The sequence below is a fragment of the Paenibacillus sp. PDC88 genome (genome assembly GCF_900106725.1).
GTDB lineage: Bacteria > Bacillota > Bacilli > Paenibacillales > Paenibacillaceae > Paenibacillus > Paenibacillus shunpengii.
Genome location: NZ_FNNT01000001.1, coordinates 225252 through 251398 on the forward strand (window position 1 = coordinate 225252; position 26147 = coordinate 251398).

14 protein-coding genes are annotated in these 26147 nt (G+C 47.3%); 6 read left to right on the top strand and 8 right to left on the bottom strand.

Annotated elements, in window-relative coordinates; genetic code table 11:
* Positions 1-9: 9 nt before the first annotated feature.
* The 5 genes from BLW49_RS00970 to BLW49_RS00990 form a co-directional block, all read right to left on the bottom strand.
* Positions 10-7176, bottom strand: coding sequence for an amino acid adenylation domain-containing protein (locus BLW49_RS00970; RefSeq protein ID WP_143042073.1), 7167 nt, complete (start codon positions 7174-7176; stop codon positions 10-12).
* A 48-nt stretch (positions 7177-7224) separates the two neighbouring features.
* Positions 7225-8178 carry an isochorismatase family protein gene (locus BLW49_RS00975; RefSeq protein WP_090722662.1) on the bottom strand — a complete coding sequence of 318 codons (954 nt, stop codon included), beginning with the start codon at positions 8176-8178 and terminating at the stop codon, positions 7225-7227.
* Between the two features lie 66 nt (positions 8179-8244).
* Positions 8245-9861, bottom strand: a complete 1617-nt coding sequence (locus BLW49_RS00980) for a (2,3-dihydroxybenzoyl)adenylate synthase (protein WP_090722663.1) — start codon at positions 9859-9861, stop codon at positions 8245-8247.
* Positions 9861-11123, bottom strand: coding sequence for an isochorismate synthase DhbC (gene dhbC / locus BLW49_RS00985; protein WP_090722664.1), 1263 nt, complete (start codon positions 11121-11123; stop codon positions 9861-9863). Before dhbC ends, BLW49_RS00980 begins: the two co-directional genes overlap by 1 nt.
* Before the next feature lie 35 nt (positions 11124-11158).
* Positions 11159-11944, bottom strand: coding sequence for a 2,3-dihydro-2,3-dihydroxybenzoate dehydrogenase (locus tag BLW49_RS00990; RefSeq protein ID WP_090722667.1), 786 nt, complete (start codon positions 11942-11944; stop codon positions 11159-11161).
* A 549-nt stretch (positions 11945-12493) separates the two neighbouring features.
* Between BLW49_RS00990 and BLW49_RS00995 the strand changes: the two genes are divergently transcribed.
* On the top strand, positions 12494-13510 hold the full coding sequence (locus tag BLW49_RS00995; protein ID WP_090722669.1) for an iron-hydroxamate ABC transporter substrate-binding protein: 1017 nt from the start codon (positions 12494-12496) through the stop codon (positions 13508-13510).
* An 84-nt stretch (positions 13511-13594) separates the two neighbouring features.
* On the opposite strand, the gene BLW49_RS01000 is transcribed toward BLW49_RS00995, so the two are convergent.
* The 3 genes from BLW49_RS01000 to BLW49_RS01010 all read right to left on the bottom strand — a co-directional run bounded on the left by BLW49_RS01000 (position 13595) and on the right by BLW49_RS01010 (position 19444).
* The gene (locus BLW49_RS01000; protein WP_090722671.1) at positions 13595-14524 is read right to left on the bottom strand and encodes an EamA family transporter; all 930 of its coding nucleotides are present in this window, start codon (positions 14522-14524) and stop codon (positions 13595-13597) included.
* Positions 14525-14656: 132 nt separating this feature from the next.
* The gene (locus BLW49_RS01005) at positions 14657-17470 is read right to left on the bottom strand and encodes a DUF5689 domain-containing protein (protein ID WP_090722682.1); all 2814 of its coding nucleotides are present in this window, start codon (positions 17468-17470) and stop codon (positions 14657-14659) included.
* A gap of 237 nt (positions 17471-17707) precedes the next feature.
* A complete protein-coding gene (locus BLW49_RS01010) occupies positions 17708-19444 on the bottom strand; it encodes an ABC transporter ATP-binding protein (protein WP_090722685.1) in 1737 nt (578 codons plus the stop codon).
* A 189-nt stretch (positions 19445-19633) separates the two neighbouring features.
* On the opposite strand from BLW49_RS01010, the gene BLW49_RS01015 reads away from it, so the two are divergent.
* The 5 genes from BLW49_RS01015 (at position 19634) to BLW49_RS01035 (ending at position 26125) form a co-directional block, all read left to right on the top strand.
* Positions 19634-21094: an ABC transporter permease gene (locus tag BLW49_RS01015; RefSeq protein WP_083655675.1), complete on the top strand. Its 1461-nt coding sequence runs from the start codon at positions 19634-19636 to the stop codon at positions 21092-21094.
* A gap of 20 nt (positions 21095-21114) precedes the next feature.
* A complete protein-coding gene (locus tag BLW49_RS01020) occupies positions 21115-22614 on the top strand; it encodes an ABC transporter permease (RefSeq protein ID WP_076312491.1) in 1500 nt (499 codons plus the stop codon).
* Between the two features lie 42 nt (positions 22615-22656).
* Positions 22657-24480 carry an ABC transporter substrate-binding protein gene (locus tag BLW49_RS01025; RefSeq protein ID WP_090722687.1) on the top strand — a complete coding sequence of 608 codons (1824 nt, stop codon included), beginning with the start codon at positions 22657-22659 and terminating at the stop codon, positions 24478-24480.
* A 381-nt stretch (positions 24481-24861) separates the two neighbouring features.
* Positions 24862-25443: a hypothetical protein gene (locus tag BLW49_RS01030; protein WP_090722699.1), complete on the top strand. Its 582-nt coding sequence runs from the start codon at positions 24862-24864 to the stop codon at positions 25441-25443.
* 52 nt (positions 25444-25495) lie between these two features.
* Positions 25496-26125, top strand: coding sequence for a DedA family protein (locus BLW49_RS01035; RefSeq protein ID WP_090722701.1), 630 nt, complete (start codon positions 25496-25498; stop codon positions 26123-26125).
* The last annotated feature ends 22 nt before the right edge of the window (positions 26126-26147 follow it).

Below are 26147 nucleotides of genomic sequence, written 5' to 3' on the forward strand. Positions count from 1 at the left end.
TCCTCCTCATTAGACATATACTCTATTCCTGTGCGCTAATCGCTCTGCGATAATACGCCCGATTTCTTCCAGTGGTCCCGCCTGGCACATGTCCTTATGTCTGCAATTCAGATCGTATTGTTCCATTGCTCCGCCGATATAAGGCTCCCAGGTCTCTGGAGCAATCGGATCGAACCAATCTGGGATGATCGTTGATTTAAAGAACAGAAGATCCCCATTGTAACGGCCAGGAACGTAGGATCCGAGTATACGCACAGAATTGACATACGTATCTTTCAGGTTGTGCAGCGTCTCCTCCGATAGACTGGCAAGTGCGCTTCCATCCCTTTGAAGAATTTTAAACGCCAGCTCCAGAGATAACGATTGATCTTCCAGATCATCTGGGTCATACCCTCCCAAAGCGAGCAGTGCTGTTAAGGCTTCTTCCTCGCTTGGACCTGTTCCGAGCGGCAAGAAATGTCCCGGATACGCGTCCAGCATAATCAGTATATCAACCTCTTCACCTTGAGCTTCTAACTGGACCGCAATCGCATGAGCAACGTTTCCTCCGAGTGACCAGCCGAGCAGACGATATGGGCCGCTTGGCTGTACCTCGCGGATATGCTCGATATAATCTGCTGCCATCTCCTCAATGGATCCAGGCAGCAGCTCCTTCCTCCCAATACCTCTGGCCTGCAATCCATAGATCGGCACACTTGAAGGAAGTGTCTTCATGAGTCCTGCGTAACACCAGCTGAGTCCACCGGCTGGGTGAACACAGAACAGAGCAGATTCCCCACCACTCTTTCTGAGCGGCAGCAGAACATTTAGCGCACTAAGTGAATCTCCCGCTTCCATTCTGTCGCTCAGCTTCGCTACCGTTGGTGCCTCGAACAGATTGCCGATTCCAAGCTGAACCCCAAGTGCATCATGAATTCGACTCATCAGCTTAACTGCGAGGAGGGAATGTCCTCCGAGATCGAAGAAGCCATCATCTATGCCTACTCTGGATAAGCCTAACACCTCGGCAAACAGCTCACATAATAGCTCTTCCTGTGGATTCCGCGGTCCACGGGTTCCCACCAGATGACCGTAATCCGGTGCAGGCAGTGCCTTTTTATCAAGCTTGCCATTTGCTGTGAGCGGCAGCCGATCCAGGATGACAAAAGCGCTCGGAATCATATATTCCGGTAATACAGCTCCAAGCGAACGTCTCAGCTCCATCGTATCCGGCATCTCTTCATTACTAGCTACGATATAGGCAACCAAGCGTTTGTCACCGATTTGATCCTCTCGGACCACAACAGCGGTCTGCAGCGCAGAAGAATGCTCAGCAATTACGGTTTCGATCTCGCCAAGCTCAATTCGGAAGCCGCGTATCTTCACCTGATGGTCGGCACGGCCAATGTAATCCAGATTCCCATCCATAGTCCAGCGAGCAAGGTCTCCGGTCCGGTACATAACTTCTCCAGGCTTACCATATGGATCAGCGATGAATCGTTCTGCTGTTAATCCCGGTCTCCCCAAATAACCTCTGGCAAGACCGGACCCTGCTACATACATTTCCCCTGTAATTCCCCAAGGAACAGGCTGGAGATAATCATCAAGCACATACAGCTTCAGGTCGGATATCGGTTCACCAATTAAGCTGCTCTGCGCTCTCGTCTCGGCTGCTTCCTGACTCAGAGGATTAAATGTCACGTGTACGGTCGTTTCCGTAATGCCATACATATTCACGAGTAGTGGGGCTTGTTCAGTGTACCGGCTATACCATGATTTGAGACGACCCAGCTCCAGTGCCTCTCCACCAAAGATCACATATCGCAAATTCAAATCCGCGGCTGTACCACCCTGCTCTTGATCCGCCTGCATCAATGAATAGAACGCAGATGGGGTCTGATTCAGCACCGTAACCTGTTCCTCAATCAGCAGCTGATGGAATTCAGCAGGCGTTCTCGTTACGGAATGAGGAACAATGACAAGCCGTCCACCATACAGCAAAGCCCCCCAGATTTCCCACACGGAGAAATCAAACGCATAGGAATGGAACAATGTCCATACATCACTTTCATTGAAGGAGTAAGATTCATCCGTCGCTTTGAATAAACGTACAACATTTTGATGAGGGATCATGACCCCTTTCGGTTTGCCTGTAGACCCTGATGTATAAATAATATAAGCAGTATTCGCTGGTCTCAGTGGTACGGGCATATCATCCTCCCCAGGGTTATGGATGGACAACGTACCCAGCAAATCCTTAATAGATTCATCGTCCATAACAATCTGTGGAATCCCATCCAAGCCGGGAATATGAGACATCACATCCGAATGAGTGATGATGCTTACAGGTGCAGCGTCTTCAATCATATAAGATAACCGGTCCTGCGGGTATTCCGGATCTAGTGGCAAATAGGCGCCTCCGGATTTAATAACCGCCAGAATTCCAATAATCATGGATAAGGATCTAGGAAGAGCAAGAGCTACAATCTTCTCGGGTCCGACACCTTGATGTATGAGCAAATGTGCCAGCTGATTCGCCTGTGTGTTCAGCTCTTCATAGGTAAGACTTTTCCCTTCATAAGTAATCACGGTATTATTGCCTGATCTTGCCGTCTGCTGCTCAAACCATTCCTTGATGGTCATTTTTGAAATTTCAGGAGCAGCCGGGGTACCCAGCTCAAGCATAAGCTGTCTTTCGGATACATCCAGCATAGACAGTCGCTCGATCGGCAGATCTGGATCTGCTGCTGCGGATTCAAGCAATTTTATATACCAACTCGCCAAGCATTCCACCGTTTCCTCGTCATACAAGGCTTTATTATATTCAAACCAGCCGTGAATTCCGTTTGAAGCTCCTTCGTTAGTTCGGTGTTCACGAAGCTCCAGCGTTAGATCAAATTTGGCTGATCCGGTATTCATAATCTCTACCTTGGTGCTAAGATTTGGAATGTAAAGAACTGGATCCGGTGTATTTTGGAAAGCAAACATCAATTGGAATAGCGGATGTCTACCGCTTACCCGATTCGGATTCAAGTGTTCAACGAGCTGTTCAAACGGTATATCCTGATTCTCAAATGCCATCAGATCAGATCTGCGCACTCTGTCCACGAGCTCTCTGAATGTTGGATTCCCCGAAGTGTCCGAGCGAAGCACCAGATTGTTAATGAACATACCGATCATATTCGTCAGCTGATCATCGTTACGACCGGCAATTGGGCTTCCGATTGGAATATCATATCCTGCACCGAGACGAGTAAGCAGAGCCGCAAGTCCGGAATGAAGCACCATGAACAGGCTGCTCTTCGTGTCTTTGGCCAGTTTAGAGAGCTGATCATGAAGCTCGGCTCCTACCTCAAGCCTCACGATTCCTGCTGCATTACTGTGATCGGATACCCGTGGACGATTGCGAATCAGCTCCAGCTCCTCCGGCAGACCTGCAAGCTGTTCTTTCCAATAATCGAGCTGCTCTGTCAGCGGATTGCCATCTTCCTGCTTGCGCCCGTTAAACCACTCTTCCTGCCATGCGGCATAATCCGCATATTGAAGCGGCAGCGGCGCAAACGCAGGTGCTTGTCCCGTCGTTCTTGATTGATACGCCTCGGACAGATCGTTTAATAAGGGGTTCAGTGACCAGCCGTCACATGCGATATGATGCAGGAGCAGGACAAGCACATATTGATTAGAATTCAGAACGAACAATTCTGCCCGGACCGGCACCTCTGTCTCAATCTGAAACGAATACTTGACCGCCTCATCAATTCTCGTGCACAGCTCCATCTCATCAATCTGGCTGATCTCAAATCGAGGTCTCCTCTCTCCCTCAGATAAAACGAGCTGTCTGGCACTGCCGTGATGTTCAGGATATAAGGTATGCAGCGCTTCATGCCGATTCGTTACATCATAAAAAGCCTGCTCTAGTGCCGCTATATCCAGCTCACCGGTCATTTCTATCACTGCCGGAATGTTATAGGTTGGCATGGGACCTTCCAGCAAATGCTGAAACCAGATGCGTTTCTGAGCAAAAGACAGCGGGATTACCTCTGGTCGTTCCGCAAGCTGAATAGACGGACGTGATCTCTCAGCTGTCGTCAGCTTTTTGGCCAGCTTGGCTACGGTCGGTGCTTCAAACAAATGTACGATCGAAATATCCTTATCAAACACATCCCGAATTCGAAGCAGAAGCCGTCCTGCTAGAAGGGAATGGCCGCCAAGATCGAAGAAGCTGTCATCAATTCCCACTCTCGGAAGCTTCAATATTTCTGCAAAGAGTTCAGCCAGCATGCCCTCCTGCGGGGTCCGTGGAAGTCTCGAACCAGCTTCAGCAGAGAAATCAGGCGCAGGCAGTGCTTTACGATCCAGCTTCGCATTGGGCGTTAACGGAAGCTCCTCCATGAAGACGACAGCAGATGGCACCATATATTCAGGCAGCTGCTCACTAGCATAGGCACGTAGATCACTAGAATTCAGCTGTCCTCCTGCATCAGCTACAACATAAGCGACCAGCCGCTGCTCACCGGAGGCATCACCTCTCACAACGACAGCAGATTTGAGTACAGCATTATGACTCATGAGTACGGATTCGATTTCTCCAAGCTCTATGCGATAGCCTCTGATTTTGAGCTGATGATCACTTCGGCCAATATAAGCGATTGTCCCGTCTGACTGCCACCTGGCGAGATCTCCGGTTTGATACATTCTTGATCCAGGTTCTCCGTATGGATTCGCGATAAATCGTTCGGCAGTGAGTCCCGGGCGATTCAGATAGCCTCTAGCCAGGCCATCGCCTGCAATGTACAGATCACCGGCAATTCCTGGTGGAACGGGCTCAAGTCTCGAGTCAAGAATATACATTTGTGTATTTCTAATGGGACTGCCTATGACAGGTGCCTGTCCTCTCCGCTCATGAAGCAGCGCTGCAGAGGACCAGATGGTCGTCTCTGTAGGTCCGTATAGATTCACGACTTCACAATTAAGCTCGTTGAAGCGCTCGAAGAGCTCTTTTGTCAGGGCTTCCCCTCCTACCAGTACCTTGATACCTGTAATCTGATCCGGACAGCTTAACACCAGAGACTGCCATAATGTTGGTGTTGCTTGCATCATTGTCATACCTGATACAGAAGCGAGTCTTGAGAATGCTTCAGGGTCCTGGACTGTTCTTTTGGGAGCTATAATCACTTCTGCCCCATGTAGAAGTGGAAGAAACAGCTCGAGAACCGCAATGTCAAACGATACCGTTGTTACCGCTAGCAGGCGATCAGAGGAGTTCACCTTGAGCAATTCCTGCATGGCGATGAGGAAATTACTGACTCCGCCTCGAGTGACAACGACACCCTTTGGTTTACCCGTTGAACCGGAAGTATAGATGACATATGCCGGATGCTCGGAAGATAGGGACTCAGCTACTACCTTCTCATGCGCTGTGAATGGATTCCCTGAGGATGCAGACAGCTCTGCAGCAAACAAGGAATCATCCACCACAAGCAAGGAGAGCTGCTCCGGAATAAAGGCTCTTTCTTTCATTTCATGCTCAGTGATCAACAAGAGTGGTTTAGAATCGAGAAGCATGTATTCCAGCCGTTCATCCGGAAATTCTGGGTCCAGAGGCAAGTATGCAGCGCCGGACTTGAGAACCGCCAGCATGGATACGACCATATCCACGGATCTGTTCAGCAGGATGGCTACTTTTTCTTCCGGTCCTGCTCCCTTCTTGATCAGCAGCCTTGCGAGTCGATTCACTCGAATACTTAACTCACGATAGGTTACTAATTCGTTGTTATAGGTAATTGCTGTATGATCAGGTGTTTTATCTGCCTGCTCTTCAAACCACGCTATAACGTGCTTCACATCTTTCACAGAGTCCTTTGTTCTGTTCCATTGATACACTACAAGTTCTTTCTCCTCAGGAAGGAGGACCTCTGTATGCAGGAAATAGTCATCCTGACGATGGCTCGCCAGACTTTCAATATAGGCGCTCAGCCTGAGCAGATGCTGATTAATTTCCTCCTTACTATACAGCTGTGGGTTAGCATCGATATCAAATCTCAGCTTTTTCCCATCCGCCGATCCGTATATGTTAAATGTCAAATTCTCCACAGGTCCAGCAGCCAGATTGTAAACAAGGCCTGTCGTTCCCCCGCCCCATTTCAATGTGGATTCAAAGGGCATAATATTAATGATTGGACCATATAAGTTCTGAGCTTTTAGATTAAGCTTCAAGTCGCGCCTTAACTCCTCATGCCGATAGCTTTGGTGCTTTCGTATTTCCCTCATACGAGAAGCTGTCTGCTGAATCAATGCTGTGAAAGAATGACCTTCCTGCAATTGCAAGTGAAGCGGAACCACATTCATTACTGTACTGGGAACAGACAGAGCTCCAGAACCCGTTCGGTTCATCATGGGCAGTCCAAACACGATGTCCTGTGAACCCGTCAGACGGTGCATATAGGCGGCGATGGCAGCAACGATAACTTCACTCCATACCGATCCACTGTTTTTGGAGGCTCGCTGAAGACTGTCGCAGCAGGATTCTGTCAGGTACAAGCTTTCACGAAAAAAAGAATCCGCTTGCCCCGATGCCGCTGCTTCCTGAGCTAGACTAGGAATTTCAATCCCATCCTTGTACTTTGACAGCCAAAAATTTCGGTCAGCGGCTTTTTCCTCAGAAGTCCTGTAGGCATTCTCCATTTGAAGAATGGAAGATATTGAACCGAATTTGCTCGGCATCGGCTGTTCGTTCTGAGCCAGTGCAGCGTAGATCTGGGCTGCTCTTCTTAGAAGCAGCGTTACGCCAAATCCATCAATTGCGATGTGATGCACACGTTGATACCAATAATAGCGGTCTTTACCCAGCTTAAACAGTGCTTCGGCAAAGATAAGATCGCTTCTCAGGTCTACAGGCGTCCTCAGGTCCATCTGCATCCAATTCAGTGCCGACTGCTCAGGATTGGAAAGATGACTGACATCAATGATCTCTAGATCCCATTTCATATCCGTACGGATAAACTGATAAGGTCCTTCTTCTCCTTCTTCAAAGGTCACGGTTAACGTACCCGATTCCTCTACCATCTGCCGAACTGCCATCTCAAACCTGACCTCATCAAGAGGTCCCTGAATTTCAATGTATTCCGCCGTATTATAAATCGGATTATCCGGATCAAGCTGCTGAGCATACCATATCCCCGCTTGCGCTTCCGTCATCGGAATCCTGTTACTTGAATTCGTTCCAACCGTCAACTCCATCCCCTCCTATTTCAGCATGTAGTCCAGATTGGGAAGTGATTTGTTAACTTCTGCAAGCTCGTGTGCTCTTGCCAACTCAGTAAGCATCTCCGACCAATCCGCAATCGTTGGCTTGTCCAATAGATCAACAAAAGTAATCTCCATTCCAGAGGATCTCCATTCCTCAACCAATGTCATTATTCGGATGGAGTCCAGCCCGAGCAGGGTCAGATCTTCATGGTCACTTAGTTCGGATTTATCAATCCCCATAAGATTCGCAATTTGATTACGCAGTTGTTCCGTTGACCATTGGTTATCCGATACAGTGCTCTTCTGAGCTTGTATGCCCTGCAATTCATCCACTAGCTGCTCGGTTGACACCACCATTGCACAACGCTCGGAAGCATACTTGAGCGCCAGCTTGTGATAATCCTCAGAGAAATCAGCCACTGCATCTGCCACATAGAATGGCTTGATCTCCTGCATGTAGGCTTCCGCAGCAGTCAAGAGACAGCCGATATGAGCGTAAATGCCAGTAATCATCATTTGATCCCTGCCCATTTGTCGAAACTGCTCCAGCAGATTTGTTTTCTGAAACGCGCTATAGCGCCACTTGGTGAGCACGGTATCCTGATCTGACGGCTCCAGTTCAGCAATAATCCGCTTCTGCTCTGAACCGTCGTCAATGCCCGAACCCCAGAAATCCTGAAGCAGTCCACGCTGTTCCAGTGTCTGACCACCTGGCTGTGCCGAATATATAACAGGGATTCCGAGCTGATGAGCTGCTTCTCTGAGTCTTGTAATATTTGTGACAAGTTCCGTAACAGGAGACTCCTGTGGCGTAAATGCGTCTACAAAATATTGCTGCATATCATGAATTAAGAGCACAGCTTTAGCGGGATCGACCTGCCAGTTTACCTTATTTTCAGGAAGGTCTGCATTTGCCGGCATAGAATAGCTTTGGATTTTCGGAATTGCCATGATGATTCATCCTTTCTAAGTGCGTGTTGTTATTTTTTTGACTATATAGCTTCGAGTTCACCTTAGTCATGTATGAGATGGATTCAGTTCTGCTGCAATTTTTTCTCTCAATGCCTTCTTACTGACTTTGCCCACGGCAGTCATCGGGAAAGACTCGACACACTCCACGCGGTCCGGTATTTTGTAATCTGCGACTCCACGATCACGCAAAAACCTGCGTATGTCCTGCAAGGTCAGCTTGGTATCCTTCGGTATAATGTAGGCACAGGTTCGCTCTCCCAAGAAAGCATCCGGCATGGAAACAACGGCCGCATCATATACCCCTTCATGGGCCAGCAGGTGGTTCTCCAGCTCTTCTGCGGCTACTTTTTCACCGCCTCGATTGATCTGATCCTTGGCCCTTCCTTCGACAACGAGATAGCCTTCCTTCGTCAGACGAACCAAATCGCCTGTCCGGTAGAAACCATCCTTCGTGAAGGCCTTCTTGTTATGCTCATCCGCCTTGTAGTAACCCTGTATCGTATAAGGTCCGCGGGTCAGCAAATGCCCGATTTCTCCCGGTGCGACCGGTACATCGTCTTCGTCTACGATCCGAATTTCGTCATCAGGAGAGATCGGTCTGCCTTGTGTATACAAAATAAGCTCTTCCGGATCATCAAGTCTCGTGTAATTGACAAGGCCTTCCGCCATCCCAAACACCTGCTGCAGCGTACAGTCAAATGCCGCATTCACCTTGATGGCAGCTTCTGTCGTAAAATTCGCTCCTCCCACCTGCAATACTTCAAGGGAAGACAGATCCTCCTTACGCGTCTTCGCTGCTTCGAGCCATACAAGGGCTAACGGCGGAACGAGAGCCGTAATGGTTACCTGCTCCTGCTCAATCAGCCGAAATGCCTCATCCGGGCTCGGTCCCGGTGACATGACCACTCGACCTCCCGCATACAAGGTGCCCAGCACTCCTGGAGAGCTCAGAGGAAAGTTATGAGCAGCAGGAAGTGTAGCCATGTATACGCTGGATTCATTTAAGCCGCATATTTCTGCGCTTCCGTGAAGGCTGTAAATATATTCATCATGCGTCCGTGGAATCAGCTTCGGCAGCCCTGTGCTTCCTCCGCTCAGCTGCAGAAAAGCCACATCTCCCGAACGAACATCTGGCAGCGGCAGCGGTTCCTGATCGAGCTCTTCAAAGGATAAAAATGAGCCGGGGTCACCTACGACGATGACATGCTGCAATGAAGGCAGCTCGGTAACAACCTCCTCTGCAAGGCTGCAGTAGTTAAAACCGCTGTATTTATCAGGAATAATGTAAGCAACAGCCTCAGAGTACTCGGCCAAATATTTGATCTCGCTCTTTCGATGAGATGGGAGAGCAAACACAGGCAGTGCACCCATTCGAAAAAGCGCAAAGATCACCAGTGCGAATTCAGCTATATTAGGCAGCTGGAGTACAACACGGTCTTCCTTCTTAATCCCCAGCTTCATAAGCCCCGCAGCCAGTCGATCAGCCTTCTGATCCAGCTCGCGATAGCTCCATCTTTTTGAACCGCTGACAACGGCAAGATGATCTCCATATTCCGCAGCTCTCTGTTTCAGCATTTCTCCAAACGTAATTCCCTGCCAGTAACCCGCTTGACGGTATTTATCCGCTGCCTCCTGCGGCCAAGCTGTGAAGCCATCCAGCATTAAACTCCCTCCTTGTTCACCATCGTCTCGGTTTCGTTCTTAAAGCCGATTGCCTTAAGAAATGTTCCCATCTTGGCTGAAGTCTCCCGCAGCTCATCCTCAGGCCTCGAACCCTCTACAATTCCAGCACCGGCATACAATCTGATATATCTTTTTCCAACCTCAGCGCAGCGGATCGTGACCGCCCATTCCCCGTCTCCATCTGCATTACACCAGCCCACCGTTCCGGAATAATAACCCCGGTCAAATCCTTCAAGCTCCTTAATGAGCTCTCTTGCTTCATCCGTCGGTGTTCCGCATATGGCAGGAGTCGGATGGAGAGCATAAGCCAGCTCCAAGGAGGAGGTATCCGGGCTTAGAAGCTCTCCTCGAATCGTTGTAGCCAAATGCCACATGGTTTCGGTTGCAACAAGTGACGGTTTGTCTGGAACTTCAAGGTGTTTACAGTAGGGTCTGAGTGCTTCTGCAACAGCTCTTGTCACAAAAGCATGCTCATGCAGATCTTTAACCGACTCCATTAATCCGGCAGCCCGCTTCCGATCCTCTTCCGGATCATCACTGCGTGGTATAGAACCCGCAAGCGGACTGGATATCACTTCAAGTCCCTTCTTCGAGACGAGCAGCTCAGGGCTAGCGCCTAATAGCGTCGTGCCTGATTCTATGCGCAATGCCTCGTGCTCGTCGTTAGCTGGGGACGTCCGCTTAGTCTCGATGGGTACAGCAAACGTATACCCGCTTGTATTCTGAGCAGCGAGCTGGTGAAGCAAGATACGAGCATCTACTGGCTGATCAGAGACCAAATGAAGGGAACGTGCAAGTACGGCCTTGTTCACACGACCTTGTCGGATATGTTCAAGCAGCCGGGCAACCCCTTTCTGATACACCTCCGGCTCTGGAACCGGCGTTGCTGTATAGTCTGATATATTCAGTTCGTGCTGCGGTGTTTCAGACGTTAATGTCAGGCCTTCTGCCTGCTTAAATGAACTTGGTATATAGAGCTGGACAGGATCATTACAGTCAAATGGCACTGCGCCGACAAGAATGCAGGGCTTCCCGGTTGATTGCTCTTGAATATGCAAAATTTCGGTCGCTTGTTCGGCCAGCTCTTTCCAATCCCTCACTTCCCCATTCGTCAGAACCCGGAGAGCACAGCCTTCTGTTAACAAAGTGTGGTTATGTGTTGCAAAAAAGAAGCTCTCTCCCGGTGTATATTGTTCTAACAGCTGCTGTGAAGGGCTGACTTCTTTAACACCCGTTCTCATTAACCCCCGCCTCCTAAATCGTTCATATATTCACACTACACACCAAGTGTAGCGCCGCCATCTACTCTGAGCTCACACATTGTGATGTGCTTCGCTTTATCTGAGATTAAAAAAGCAACCGTGTCTGCAATATCCTCTGCTTCGGCAATTCTGCCGAGCGGGATGCCGACCCGGTAATTCTCCAGAGAACCGCCAATAACCGCTTCAGCCCCTAGTTCATCAGTCCACATGCCTCGCTGCATGTCTGTATCCGTTGAACCCGGTGACACAATGTTGCACCGGATTCCATGCTGAGCCAGCTCCAGTCCGAGACATTTCGTAAAATGGGCTGCAGCTGCTTTGGATGCAGCATAGGCTGACATATTTACACGAGGCATGGCATATGCATTGGAGCCGACAGTGATGATTACGCCTGTTTTCCGTGGAATCATATGACGCGCTGCTGCTCTGCTCACATAGAAGACCCCGTGTGTGTTAACAGCAAATGTCTGATGCCAATCCTCATCATCCATAAAAGCTACCGGTCCTATATCAAGGACACCGGCTACATTGACGGCTACATCGATATGGTCCATTTCCCGGATGATTTGCTGCATTGCATGATCGACAGAGCTGCTCTCCCGCACATCCGCAGGAAATGCCGCTGCAGTATAGCCCTCCCTTTGTAATTCCTTTACGGTATCGTGAAGCTGTGATGCATTATAATCAATTAGAGCAACCTGAATTCCGTCAGCAGCAAGCACCTTTGCTACCGCTTTTCCAATTCCTTGGGCTGCTCCTGTGACGACAGCGACTTTTCCTGACAGGCTTGCTGAAGCCATTTCGACAACACCTCTGTTTATTGAGAATGATTATCAATTTGTTGATAACGGTTCTCATTATAAGGTTACGTTATGCTGCTAACCATGGATTTTATCCGGTATTTTCCATCAAAAAATCACGCGTTTCTTGTCGTATTCGACATCACATGCCTGACAATAGCACTAATTTTATGTCCGAATTACTCTTCCGGCATCTATACTTATTGGGATTAAAACGGGGATGTATAGGCATCAATTTTTCATTGGCATCATCTCAAATTCCAGCGAACGTCTATATGGGACATCCCTAACTCCAGTTCGAACCGACGCACCTAAAGACTAAAATATGGCTTTCATATACTGCGACCCTTGACCTACCTCAGACAGAAGCTTAAGCACATGGACATCGACCGGAAATTTGATAAAAAAACTGCAATTTTCAGCTCAGTTATGCGTTGTTTCTACTATATAAATAGCTGCCTTTTTCTGTATTAAAAAAAGAGATTGCATATGATAATGAGAATTGTTATCATTCTATAGTGATTTACATATAAATTAGGGGGAACCAAAATGTCGAAATCCAAAAAGAAAATAGCCTCGCTTCTGGCGAGCTTACTGCTCGTGTCCACATTTCTTGCCGCCTGTGGCAGCAGTGAATCGGGTACAGATAGTAACACCGCTCCAAACAATGCTTCACAGACGGAGACGGAAACACCTGCCAGCGAGGTTGAGGAATCGGCAGAAGAGCCTGCTGAGAGAACTGTAACTGACGCCATGGGGCACGAGGTTACCATCCCAGCAAATCCACAGCGTATACTCGCGACTTATCTAGAGGACAACCTGGTTGCTCTCGGTGTAACACCAGTAGCGCAGTGGTCTGTAGCTAACGGTATTCAGGATTACCTGCAAGGCTCGCTCAAAGATGTTCCAACTATTCCACATGATCTTCCATTTGAACAAGTAGCAAGCTTTGAACCTGATCTGATTATCCTCGATTCGGCTGATATGGCGAGCGGAGATAAATATGAGCAATATTCGAAGATCGCTCCAACGTATGTTATTGGTTCAGAACAGAACAATGATTGGAGAGATGAGCTTCTCAAGATCGGGGAAGTGCTTGGCAAGGAAGAAGATGCACAGAAAGCGCTTGATGATTATGACGCCAAGGCGGCTGAAGCCAAAGCCGCGCTTAGTGAAGCGGCACCAGGAGAATCCGCTGCTGCCATCTGGCTCGTATCCGATCAGTTCTATATGGTAAGCGAAGACCTCTCCAGCGGAACAGTAATGTACGATGATCTTGGACTAGCTGTTCCTGAGGTTGTGAAGGAAATTTCAGCAACCGGCACTGGCAACTGGCTGCCAATCTCACTAGAGAAGCTGGCCGAGCTTGACGCAGACCACCTTTTCCTGATCAACAGTGATAAAGGGGCAGGCGGCGAAGCATTAAACGATCCTCTGTGGAAGAACATTCCTGCAGTGAAGAATGGCAATGTATATGAATTCAGTGCTGACACAAGCTGGCTCTACACCGGTACGGTGGCCAATACCCAAATCGTTGATAGCATTGTAGAGAGCATTACAAAGTAAAATTCTTATCATAAAAAAACCTTTGAGATCCGTGTGAACCTATCACACCGCTCAAAGGTTTTTTACATTTATTATATAATCTCCTTATGAGGAGTAGCTTTCAGTTGGATTTCCTCCGCTCTCTTCCTGCCGCTTCCGGCCTGCGAGCTGAGGATAGGCGATTCCGATCAGAATGACGGTAATACCGATCCATTGCAGGACGGATACCCTCTCATTAAGCACCAATATCGAAGCAAGTATGGCAACAGGAAGTTCTCCAGCACTTAGAATGGAAGCTAGTCCGATACTAATCTTTGGTGCACCGAGAGCCAGCAGCAGTACCGGTATGACAACGCCAAATATACCAAGGATCAGTCCATATATCCATAAACCATTGTCGAATGAAACCTGTAATACATCTGCTGGACCATACATCGTGACATGAAGCAGCAGCAGGAGCAGCAAACTCCCTGATGAGGTGAAGAAGCTTCTTGAAATCGTAGGCACTGCTGTCTCGACCCGGCCGCTGAAAAATATGAACAGCGCCATCATAACCGCAGCCATGAGCCCTAGAAATACCCCCTTCACACTCAATTCCATTGGATTCGCCCCAATAATACCTCCAGCCAGTACGGTGCCCAAGAACAATAACAGAATGGATATGACTGTTGCTTTCGAAGGCCTTCGCCGTGTTGTGATGACTTCTATGACGACCCCTATCCAAGTAAATTGAAACAGCAGCACCACGGCGATCGACGCAGGAATACTCTGCAACGACAAATAGTAAAACACTCCTGTCAAACAAGTGCATGCCCCCACACCGGCGAGTCGAATAAATTGTCCCAGCTTCACCTTTTTCCTGGAGAACATAAGCATGAGAATCAGCATGATCAGCCAGCCTGATCCAAACTGCCCAAGGGTCACCTCCTGGAATGTAAACCCCTGCTGGTAGGCAAGCTTAACGATGCTCGACAAAATTCCAAACGAGCAAGCTGCCAAAACCACATAAAACGAGTTCTTCATAAGTTGAAACAAAGCTGTTAACCTCCATAAAAAACCCCACTTTTATTGTTTTAGAATCCAGAAAACAATAAAAGTGGGGTCAAATTCACGTTCTATTCAATTACAAAAATAATATTAATCTAATATCTATGGATTGTAAACCTATTATTTTACCGTTACAACGATCTTGTCTGTTTGAGTAACTCCGGCATCGTTAACCAGCTCCGCAACATATTCATAGGTTCCGGCAGCGCGATTCTGAATGGCAATCACCGCTTGCTGACCATTAGGAGAGCTCGGCACAAGTGTTGTAGTCTCGAGGAGCTCTCCGTTCTCATATAGGCGATAAGTGTGAGCATTTGTTCCCCACCACAAGTTCATGAATACGGAGTAGTTGCCATCTTGATCCCAGTTGTCGTTAGAGAGTACTGCTTTTCCTGGATTCGCATCAGTCACCGTAACAACAAGCTCGGAGCCTGTAGTCGTTCCATAAGTATTCGTCAGCTCGTAAGTATATACGTACGTACCATTGCTTTTGCCCGTAATCGAGGTCGTTGCTGTTTGTCTCTCCGGAGACTTGTCACTGAGCTTCTGCTGATCAATGAGTTCACCGTTCTCATACAGCTTGTACTCTGTTGCATTGTTTCCCCACCACAAATTCATCGTTACATCATAATTCCCATTTCTCAGCCCAGTGTATCCGTGATTGCTCGTCAGTGCAGCATGTCCAGGCACACCGTCAGCAAGTACCGGTTCTTCTGGAACCTCTGGTTCTTCAGGCTCTTGAGGCTCTTCCGTTTCTTCCGCCGGAACAATATCCTCCATCCCCCTTGGCTTTAACTGATAATTTCCACGAAAAATAGCAGAAACTCCGGTAATGCTGACTTGGTCGCCTTCCTGATAAGGGAACTCTTCGAGACTTAGTCCTGTTCTTGTATCTACCCGAATATGATTCGTTTGATCTGAAACGGCATCAAATTCAAAGGACCCCGTTGGAGCAGCCGTAATAATGTTCTGAATGGTTACATTCGTTAATGTAACTAGCTGACCTTGATTACTATCATTGATAGCTGTCACTTCCTTGGATTGTGGAAGATCAGCGGTGCCTGTCTTCTCAATGGAGACAACATCCGCCAGCTCAAGCTCAGTATTATACAGTGTTAAAGGTGCAGTAATCTGCACCTTATCACCTGTATTGAAGCCGCTTTGTGTTTGGTAAACATAAATGCCTGCTGTTTCATCCTGAATGTAGAACGCCTGACCGCCAAATGCACCGGGCTGAGTTGTAATTACACCCTCAACTTTGACCACAGTGCCTTCAGGCTGGAGACGTGCTTCACTGATCGGAATTAAGCTTATCTGGGGAGACTCCTCTTCTTCATCGGGTAACGGTTCGGCGGATACATTCGCAATCGTCACCGGGGAAGTCAGAAGGTTGGAGCCATTTAGTCTAAGTCTCAAGTTCGCAGCACCTGTCGTTCCCGGTTTGATCTGTACAGTCAGATCCTTGTAAGCCGTGCCTTGACTATTCGCCGTTACACTGAAGGCTTGACTATAGCCGTATGCGCTCGGCCACGTGCCATTCTCATTTTGCACCTTCGCAACCTGTGTTCCGCCTGCTAAATAAATTCCTGCACTATATCCTGATACCGTACTGTTCGGCGCAAGATTGTTGATCACGACCCGAATCTGGAACGTTTCTGCATTCGGAAGCTCGTCTTGGTGAACAAAGCTGTAAGCCGGGTTCGACGGTGCTGGAGTTGTGCTTCCATAAGATCCTGGCTTGAACGTCGATGGATCCCACCACTTATAGCCTGCTGCAGGTTGAGACCAAGGCTCTGCTTGAGGCTCCGTTGATGCAGCCGGTTCTTCAAAAGCAAGCAGCTCTGTCGGCTGATCGAGCTCAAGACCGGATACCTCTGTCAGATCCGGATAACTCTCTTGATCAGTCAACCAATTCATCAAATTCACCAGCAGCACGGCATCATCCTGCTCCTTGAAGCCATCATACGTCGTCTTCTTGCTTCCTGTTTCTTCTCGAACATACTTCGGTGTGGCGTCCTCGACCGGTGAGGAATCACCTATAAAGGCTGCTTTACCCTCGCCTACTTTAGATACGGCCACATAAGGTCCTTCCTCAATGCCGCCGCCATTGTATACGCCCTGATCTACTGCATTGCCCCATGCCTCATTCGTCTCAGGCACGTACACGATGCCCTTTGCCTTCTCCGGGTCAGTAATAGCAAGCGTGGAGCCCGCATGCATCGCTACAGAGTCTACCCCTTCAGTTATGCCGAAGGATTGTTCTGGTTCCACAATGACATTCGCATCCACATCGCCAAGTGCGTTATAGCGGAAGCGGACACCAAAATGATCCGACAGCCAGTCCGAACTAACGACGCCTTGCATAGCGGCCGAGTTCTTCTCCTCAGTACTCATTCCCTTGGCGGGATCTGTCCATGCGCCTCTCCGATACCCGTTGAAGGATTCAGAGCCATCCCAGCGGTTCTTGTTACGGTCTGCATTATAATGATCACCGATGAAAAAGATGCTTCCGCCCTGCTCTACATATTGTTCCATGGCTGCTTGTTCACTTTGTTTGAAAGGGACATTCGGTTCTGCGATGACAAATGCATCGTAATCAGACAAGTCGCTTAGTGTGATCGGAGTGGATTTGCGAAGCTCTTTGACATAGAAACCATCGGCTGCCAAAGCATTGCCAAAATCGGAAAAACCACCGTCAATTACCCAATCTGCCGCACCTGCCGTCTGTGCATGCGTATTATCAAACAATATTTTCTTCCCGGCATTCTCGTTAACAACTTTTGCGTTGATAAATGGTGCCGGATCCGCAGGACCTTCTGCATGAGCGGAAGGAACGTCAATCCCCCATCCTGTGTGAATAGTAGCCGCAAGGGATAATGCGGTAACCGCTTTAAACCATCTGCTGCGTCTGATCCATCCCGAAGCTTCTCTCATCCTTCTCCTCCTAATAGTAAATATTTGGTATCTAGCAATTTATTCTATCATTTGATTAATAAAAAATATCGTACATTATGTAAAATACAGATCAATTTAACAAGCTCATCCCGGAGAATTATGCAGCATTTTGTTGTTTCGTGACGGATTTCATATATCTTTTATCAATCAACTTACAAAAACAAAAAAACCGTCTTATTTTGAAAGACAGTTTTTTCGCTGTAAATATTCAATTTATTAACCTGCAGAGATAGCAACAAAATGACCTTTTGACACTTCAACCAGCTGCGAATTTCGCAAATTGTACCTATCCTCACTTGTCTGCTCTTCCAGGAGTCTTCTTGTCTTCTGGGCTTCAACCTTGGGATCCGGCACAGGGATTGCAGCAAGCAGAGACTTCGTATATTCGTGCTGCGGATTGGAGTACAGCTCCTCACTTTCAGCAAGCTCCACGATCTTCCCGGCGTACATAACAGCCACCCTGTCACTAATATGCTTAACCATCGATAGATCATGGGCAATGAACAGATAAGTCAGCCCAAGCTTATGCTGCAGCTCTTCGAGCAGCTTCACTACTTGAGATTGGATCGATACGTCCAGAGCAGATAAAGGCTCATCACAGACGATAAACTTCGGCTCGACCGCAAGCGCACGTGCAATTCCGATTCTTTGCCGCTGTCCGCCGGAGAATTCGTGCGGGTAGCGATCTGCATATGCCGGGTCGAGGCCGACCATATCCAGCAGCTCCTCTACTCTCTTCTTACGAGCTTCCTTGCTGCCGCTGAGACCATGTACATCCATTGCTTCACCAATAATATCGACAATTTTGAATCTCGGATTCAAAGACGCATAGGGATCCTGGAAGATCATTTGCATGTGACGGCGCATCATTTTCATTTCCTTGGCCTTTAATCGGTTGACGGGCATGCCTTGATACAGCACTTCACCTGCCGTCGGCTCATGCAGTCTCAGTATCGCTCTTCCTGTCGTTGATTTGCCTGAACCCGATTCACCAACGACCCCAAGCGTCTCGCCTGGTTTAACGTAAAAGCTGATATCGTCAACGGCTCTAATTACGTTTCCTTTGCCAAGATCAAAATATTGTTTAAGCCCATTCACCTCCAGCAGAGGTTCATTGCGAAATGGAGTAATAATCTGAGGTGCCGGCTTCGGCTTCTTCTTCTCATCCAGTCTTGGCAATGCATTCAGCAGCTTCAAAGTATAGGGGTGATCAGCCTGCTCGAATATTTCCGCTGTCGTTCCCTTCTCTACAATTTCTCCATCCTTCATCACCACGACACGATCACACATTCCGGCTACAACGCCTAAATCATGAGTAATCAGTATAATAGAGGTTCCGAATTTCTCCTGCATATGCTTCATGACATTTAAGATCTGGGCCTGAATGGTAACATCCAGCGCCGTCGTCGGTTCGTCCGCAATCAGTAATGAAGGTCTGCATGCAAGCGCGATGGCAATCATCGCACGCTGTCTCATCCCTCCCGAGAATTCATGAGGATACTGATTATACCTTGCCTCTACTTCCCTAATTCCGACCAGCTTCAGCATTTCGATCGCTTCCTGTTTCGCTTCCTTCTTCGACATGTTCCGATGCTTGATCAGACTTTCGGCAATTTGCTTGCCAATCCGGATCGTTGGATTAAGAGAGGTCATCGGGTCCTGAAAAATCATGCCGATGTCTCTTCCACGGATCGATTCCATCTCCTTCTCCGATTTGTGAGCCAAATTCTGACCCAGGAACAAAATCTCCCCATCCTTCATGCGGGAAGGAGGTGATGGCAGCAGCCTCATGATCGAGCGGGCAGTTACACTCTTCCCGCTTCCCGATTCACCGACAATTCCCAGGGTCTCTCCCTTCTTCACATCAAAGCTGATCCCTTTAACTGCATCAAATTCCCGTTCCTGTGATCGGAAGGATACTTGCAAATTATGAACCTGTAAAATAGTCTCCACGATGTTCACCTGCTTATAAAGTTAATGAATAGAATTCAATCTCTTAACATCTGAGAGTTATGAAATTGATAAATGAATTGACCTTATGTAAATTTTGTCACTATGGTGATTGACAAGGTTCTAAACCGCAAATAAAATATACTATATTGATCGGAATAATGCAATTTCTTTAGAAAGGAGGTAAACGATATGGAAATTGCGAGATCACCGGAACCTTCCCAGTCACCTGTGCATTTCCGTTTTTCAGATATTATCAGTGAAGCCTATGGCAAAATGCTGCATCGCCCCTTGTATGCCTGGGCACTGATCATCCTGGGACTGCCTGTTCATTTGGTCACTTTCTTCATTCATTGGTCTCGGAGAGGCAAACAATCTTCCTCTTCACTCATGGAGCAAATTAGAACAGAGCTGATCGCTTCAGGCGACCGGGATGAATTGAAACGAAAATACATAACCCAGCTGGAGCGCAAGCATGCTTTTTTCAATCAGAAGGTATCAGCAGCACAGCTTGAATCAGAGGCTGAACAATGGACAGAGGAATCTTTCCAGTCCGCAGTATTGCTCCAGGCTGAAGAACGAGGAAGAGCCCTTGGTCTGGATCAGCGAAGCTATCATCAGAGGTTTCAGTCCTGGCTGCAGCAGCCTTTGTTCCTTGGTATTTCATTACTTCCAGGACTATTGATGTACATACTTATTCTTCTGTACAGCAACCCCTACGTGAAGTATATCTTTGAGAGACTGATCATGAGCTTTTTCGTCATCATAGGAGTCACCATTGCAGTATTTTCAATCCTGTACCTATCTCCTTTCGATCCGGCTGCCAACATTCTCGGCGAAGGGGCGACGAAGGAGCAGATCGCGAATTTTAATCACATTTACGGTCTGGATCAGAGTTATTTCGCACAGCTGTGGAACAATCTGAAGGGAATAGCGTTGTTTGACCTCGGTACTTCCTACACCGGCAATGAAGATGTAGCGTCGAGTATCGCACGTAAATTTCCGATTACACTTACTTTGACCCTGATATCACTTCTTATGGCCATCATCATTGCGATTCCTGTAGGCATAATTTCAGCAACCAAGCCTAATTCCTTTTTTGACTACACCTTTATGTTCGTCGCACTGATCGGTCTGTCCATCCCGAACTTCTGGCAAGGGCTCATCTTTATAATGAACTTCTCAATTAAGCTGGGCTGGCTTCCCGCCACCTTTAATCCTGAGAATGCAGCTTCGATCATCATGCCGACCATTGTGCTCGGTACCGGCCTTACCGCCGCCGTTGCTCGAATGACCCGTTCTTCTACATTAGAAGTCATTCACGAGGATTACATTACTACAGCCAAAGCAAAAGGACTTAGTAGAAGAGCCGTACTCTGGAAGCATGCCGTGGGCAATGCCATTATCCCGATCATTACGGTCATTGGGCTTCAGTTTGGCGGAATGCTCGGCGGTGCTGCAGTAACGGAGAAAGTGTTTAACATCAGCGGTATCGGAAGCTACATCGTCGATAAGCAGTTTATACCTGATATCCCTGGTATTCTAGGGGGAGTCGTATACACCGCAATCACGATCTCCATCGTTAATGTCATTATCGACATTTTGTATGCGTTCTTTGATCCTCGGATCAGATCCAGAATGAAACAATATTAAAGCAGGTGCTTCTTATGTCCATGGTATTAAAGCATGCTTCTCGTTCCGGACAGCTTAAACTATCTACCGAATATGTACAATCTCAATTTACATGGGTTGTCTCTCTTGCTCTTACGCTGATCTTTCTATTTAACAGTTTCGATTGGGGCACCGGCAGTATACAGACTATTGGCTTCACTGCTTTTGCAGCCTATGGCCTGTTTACAATTCTGCAGATCATCATCACTGTTCTTATAAGGAAAGATCTGATGAAGCATGGCGAGATCCGCGGCTCTACAAGAGCGCTGGGATATGTGCAGCTGCTGTCCGTTGCGACAGGCAACATTTTTATCGTCGCTTCCGCATTCCATTTGATTAAGAAGAAAAAGTCCGCCGAGTATACACTCGCCGTATACCTACTTCTTACTCAGCTGTTTGTCATTGTACTATCTGCGTTGAATCTATTTAAGCCTTATGTATCCGACACATTTCTTCCTGCCATGTTTGTACTTGCGGTCGTCCTTCTATTCGATCTCATCGTCCTTGGCTTGACAGCGAGATATGTCAGCTATGATCAGGCACCAAAATGGATGGTTTACATCGCAGTTCCACTGATCATCACGAGCATTACAGGCAACCTGTTTGCTTTACTGTTAGGTGTGAGTCTGCTGATTAAAGTACGCAGCTCTTATACGGTAACTTCCGGCAAGTGGGAACGCGTGTGGGGAAAAATTACGCAAAATACGACTTCGATGCTGGGTCTATTTTTTATCATCCTAATGTTCGCCATATCGGTATGCAGCTATTTCACATTTGACTATGATATGGCCATCGAGAACAATTACAGCGCTATCTTGCAGACACCAAGTCTGAGCTATCCCTTGGGAACCGATCATTTCGGACGAGACTTGTTCTCCCGTATCGTATTCGGCGCAAGAATATCGCTCATCGTAGGCTTCATGTCTACCTTAATTCCGGTTATTATAGGCGGAATACTTGGAGCACTAGCAGGCTATTATGGTCGACGTGCTGACAATGTGATTATGCGTTTACTGGACGTTCTGTACGCTATTCCCGGTATATTGCTGGCCATCGCCATCATCGCTGCATTTGGTGCAAACACAACGAACTTGATCATTGCACTCAGTGTCGGTTCGATACCGACCTACGCAAGAACGATGCGCGCTAACGTACTCATGGTATCGAATTTCGAGTATGTCGATGCTGCCCGTGCCTTTGGCTCAAGCAACCTGTCTATCATTTTCAAGCACATTGTACCAAACTCGCTTGCGCCTATGATTGTCAAGTCGACACTTACGATCGGCGGAGCTGTTATTGCAACAAGTAGTCTAAGTTACTTGGGATTAGGCGTGGAGCCTCACATTCCGGAATGGGGCAATATTCTGAAGGTGGGCAGTACTTATCTTGAATCTCACTCTTATCTCGCCATCTACCCAGGTCTAGCGATCGTTGCGCTTGTCTTGTCGTTCAACTTCTTGGGAGACGGACTGCGTGACGCCCTTGATCCCAAGCTTGATTAAAGCCATCATGTTCATTCATACATTATAAGGAGGAATTTTCCCATGAAAAAAAGTCTACTGCCTCTCTTGCTTGCACTCGTTATGGTTGTAGCAGGATGCTCTGTCAATACGAAATCGGATGTTGCGGAGCAAAATGAACCTACAGCTAACGAACAAACGCCCGAAGCCGGTGCAGTTCAAATCGAGCTGCTTGCTACCAGTGCCAATGAATCCGATGTCAATATTATTCGCGATCAGCTCGTGAAGAACGGATTTGACGTCAAGCTGAATCTGCAGCCAGACTACGGCAGCTTCAAAGCTCAGCAGGATGCAGGCAATTATGATGTAGCCCTCTCCAGCTGGACTACGGTCACAGGGAATCCGGATTATGCTGTCCGCTCTTTGTTCAAGAGCGGCGGAGATTACAGCATCATGGCAGATCCCGAAGTCGACAAATTAATTGATGAAGCAAGTACACAAGCACCTGATGAATATCAGGCGACGTACAAAGCTCTTGAAGATTATCTGGTCTTCGACAAAGCTTATATCGCACCGCTCTACATCTCTCTGAAGAGCCAAGGTATTAACCAAGACGTTCTGAATGCAGATACCGTCCGACTGTCCAAGTCCCGTTCTCAGGTATGGGAATCCATTGACTTCAATGATACCAGCAAGCGTGACACAGACCCGCTGCTCCTTACACAATCCATCTCCACTCTGACTTCACTGGATCCAATTAAGGGGAATGACGGTTCAATCAACGCATTGAATACCAATATGTATGTTCGTCTTGTCAATCTGACAGACGATGACCAAATTACTTCAGAAGGCTCATTGTCCTTAAACAATGTCATTGCTGAAGGAAATTCAGAATACTATTTTGTACTGCGTGACGATATCCATTTTGCCAAAATTACGGATAAGCAAGCTGCAGATTCGGGAGAGCGCGTCGGAGCAGAGGATGTTGTATTCTCTCTGAATCGTGCTAAGGATCCTAACTCCGTTCCGGATCACCGCACCTACTCTCTGCATGAGCACATTCAAGATGTTGAGATCGTGACCGATCTGGCTGCACTTGACGCTGTACAGCAAGCAGGCAGCGGAGACAGCGTGAAGCAAGCACTTGAGACTGGCCTTGACGGACAAATTACAGAGCTTGTCGCTGACAAAACACAAGCAGATAACAAAGCAGGCAAGTATCAAGTTGTGAAGCTGACGACTACAGAGCCTTTCCCTCAGGTTCTTAACTATCTGGCTCACCAATCCGCAGGAATCGTGTCCGAGAAGCAAGTGAAGAGCATCAACACTTATGATGTAGCAAGCTTCGACGTTAACAAGGATATTCCTTATGGTGATCAAAACACAGTAACCGAAGGCGACAAGTACAACAATACACTATATGCGAGTGGTCCTTACATTCTGTCCTACAAGAATGACTACGAAGCTGTATTCTACAAAAACCCGGGCTATATGACCGGAACTGAGCATGAGCCTAAGATTTCAACGGTGATCGTGAAGTTCATTAAAGACGCTGACAGTGCTCTCTCTGCTCTTCGCAGTGGTGAGATCCATATGTATTACGGTGTTCCAGAAACGAAATATGATCTGGTAGAACAAGACAGCAAGCTCAAGCTTCAAACGATGGAAAGCAACGGAGTAAGCTACCTCTTGTTCAATACAAAGGGACGAGATGTAGCAGAGAGTGAAGATTTGAGAAAAGCCGTACTTTATTCCATTAATCAAGATGAGATTCTTGCCTTCTATAATGGAAACAAAATCAAAGCTTCGTCAACGGTAAGTCCGCTTGTGAAGACTGGAAATGAGCTAGTAGCTGATTCGGCTAAGGTTAAAGAATTCCTTGCCAGCTATCAGGCGAGTAAACAGTAAGCTCTGTCCAGTATAGCCCTTCAGTACAAAGAGGATAGTCTCCCTAGAACCGGGAGCGCTATCCTCTTTGTTATATTAGGATTTTGTCTCTATTTTCCAGTATTCGCTTAGTCTGAATTTCACCTCTTCTAACGCATAGGATCCCTTCCATGACCGTATACATAGAGATACACTCCACACACATCACAATATGGATACTGCCCCCATATTCACATACTTCTTGAAATTCATGTTAATAAGACAATATTGTAATAATCCTAGTCTTAAGACTAGGATTCATATAGACTATAGTCAAGATGCAAAACAATACCCCAGTACGTTTATAACTGCTTGCTAACAAGCTAGAATGGGTTTATCGATTTGTTGGAGGGGAAAAGTTACATGTCAGCGAATAGTTACATTTATATCGTTCTGACTTCTTCAGGTACGTATTTTTCTAAAATGATTAAATATTATACGAAAGCACCGCTGAACCATGCGTCGATTGCTTTTGATGCTGAACTGAACGAAGTATACAGCTTTGGCCGCAAGAACGCAGCCAATCCATTCAATGCCGGACTCGTCCGCGAGGATTATCGCTCGCCCTTCTTTCACTCCTCTGAGTGCGCGGTATTTAGACTGAAAGTTACAGCTGAACAATATGAAACCATGCACCACCTGGTGAAGGAAATGATGAACAAGCAGCATACTTACAAATATCATCTATTAGGATTAATCGGAGTGATGCTGCAGATTGAGCTCCATAGGGAGAATGCGTATTTTTGCTCTCAATTCGTATCCTATGTGCTCAGCCAGGCGGGTGTTTCTCCTGTTCGGAAGCCGCCTCACTTTGTTAAACCATCGGATTTTGAAGATGCGGATATGCTGCAAGAGCTGTTCCGGGGAAGCCTCGCTGCCTATACGAAGCAGCCCGAATCTCTTAATTCAGGCGGTATGGAGATCATCAAGGCCCGTATAATATAATGAGTATACCCTTTGTTTTACAATTTGGAACAAGATAGGATGTTTATATCAAATGGGCTATGAAATTTTATTAGACCTCATAGGAAGCATTGGATACTTTGCCTTATTCCTCGTATTATGTCTTGGCTTGATTGGTCTTCCGATTCCCAACGAAGTCGTCGTCATGACAGCAGGTATGCTTGGCGCTTCAGGAGTTCTGATCGAGGTGCCTGCTTTTTTGGCGACAGCCCTGGGAATCTGTTCGGCCATGACTGTGGGTTATGTCGTCGGACGGTACTTAACACAAACCAGTATCTTTAAAAGCTTAAGAAGAACGGAGAAAACTGAGCGTTTCTTCGCAATTTCTGAAAAATGGGTTGTCAAATATGGTGGCTTCGCTATCAGCCTCAGTCTATGTCTGCCCATATTGAGGCATGTTACGATGTACGTCGTGGGCATGAACTCCATGTCGTACCGCCGATTTGCAGCCTTCGCCTATCCATCTGCCTTTCTATGGACTCTAGTTTATTATTTGATAGGCAGAACGCTTGGAGATCATATTCTTGAGATCGGTGCGCTCATTAACCAGTACGGCATGCTGATACTGATTGCATTAGTTACTCTGCTCGTCCTTTATGTGCTGTATCTGTACTTCCGCAGCAAGCAAAATCCAGAGAACAAGGAAAAGTCGATGAAGATTTGAATTGGTAAGGCTTATGATCCTA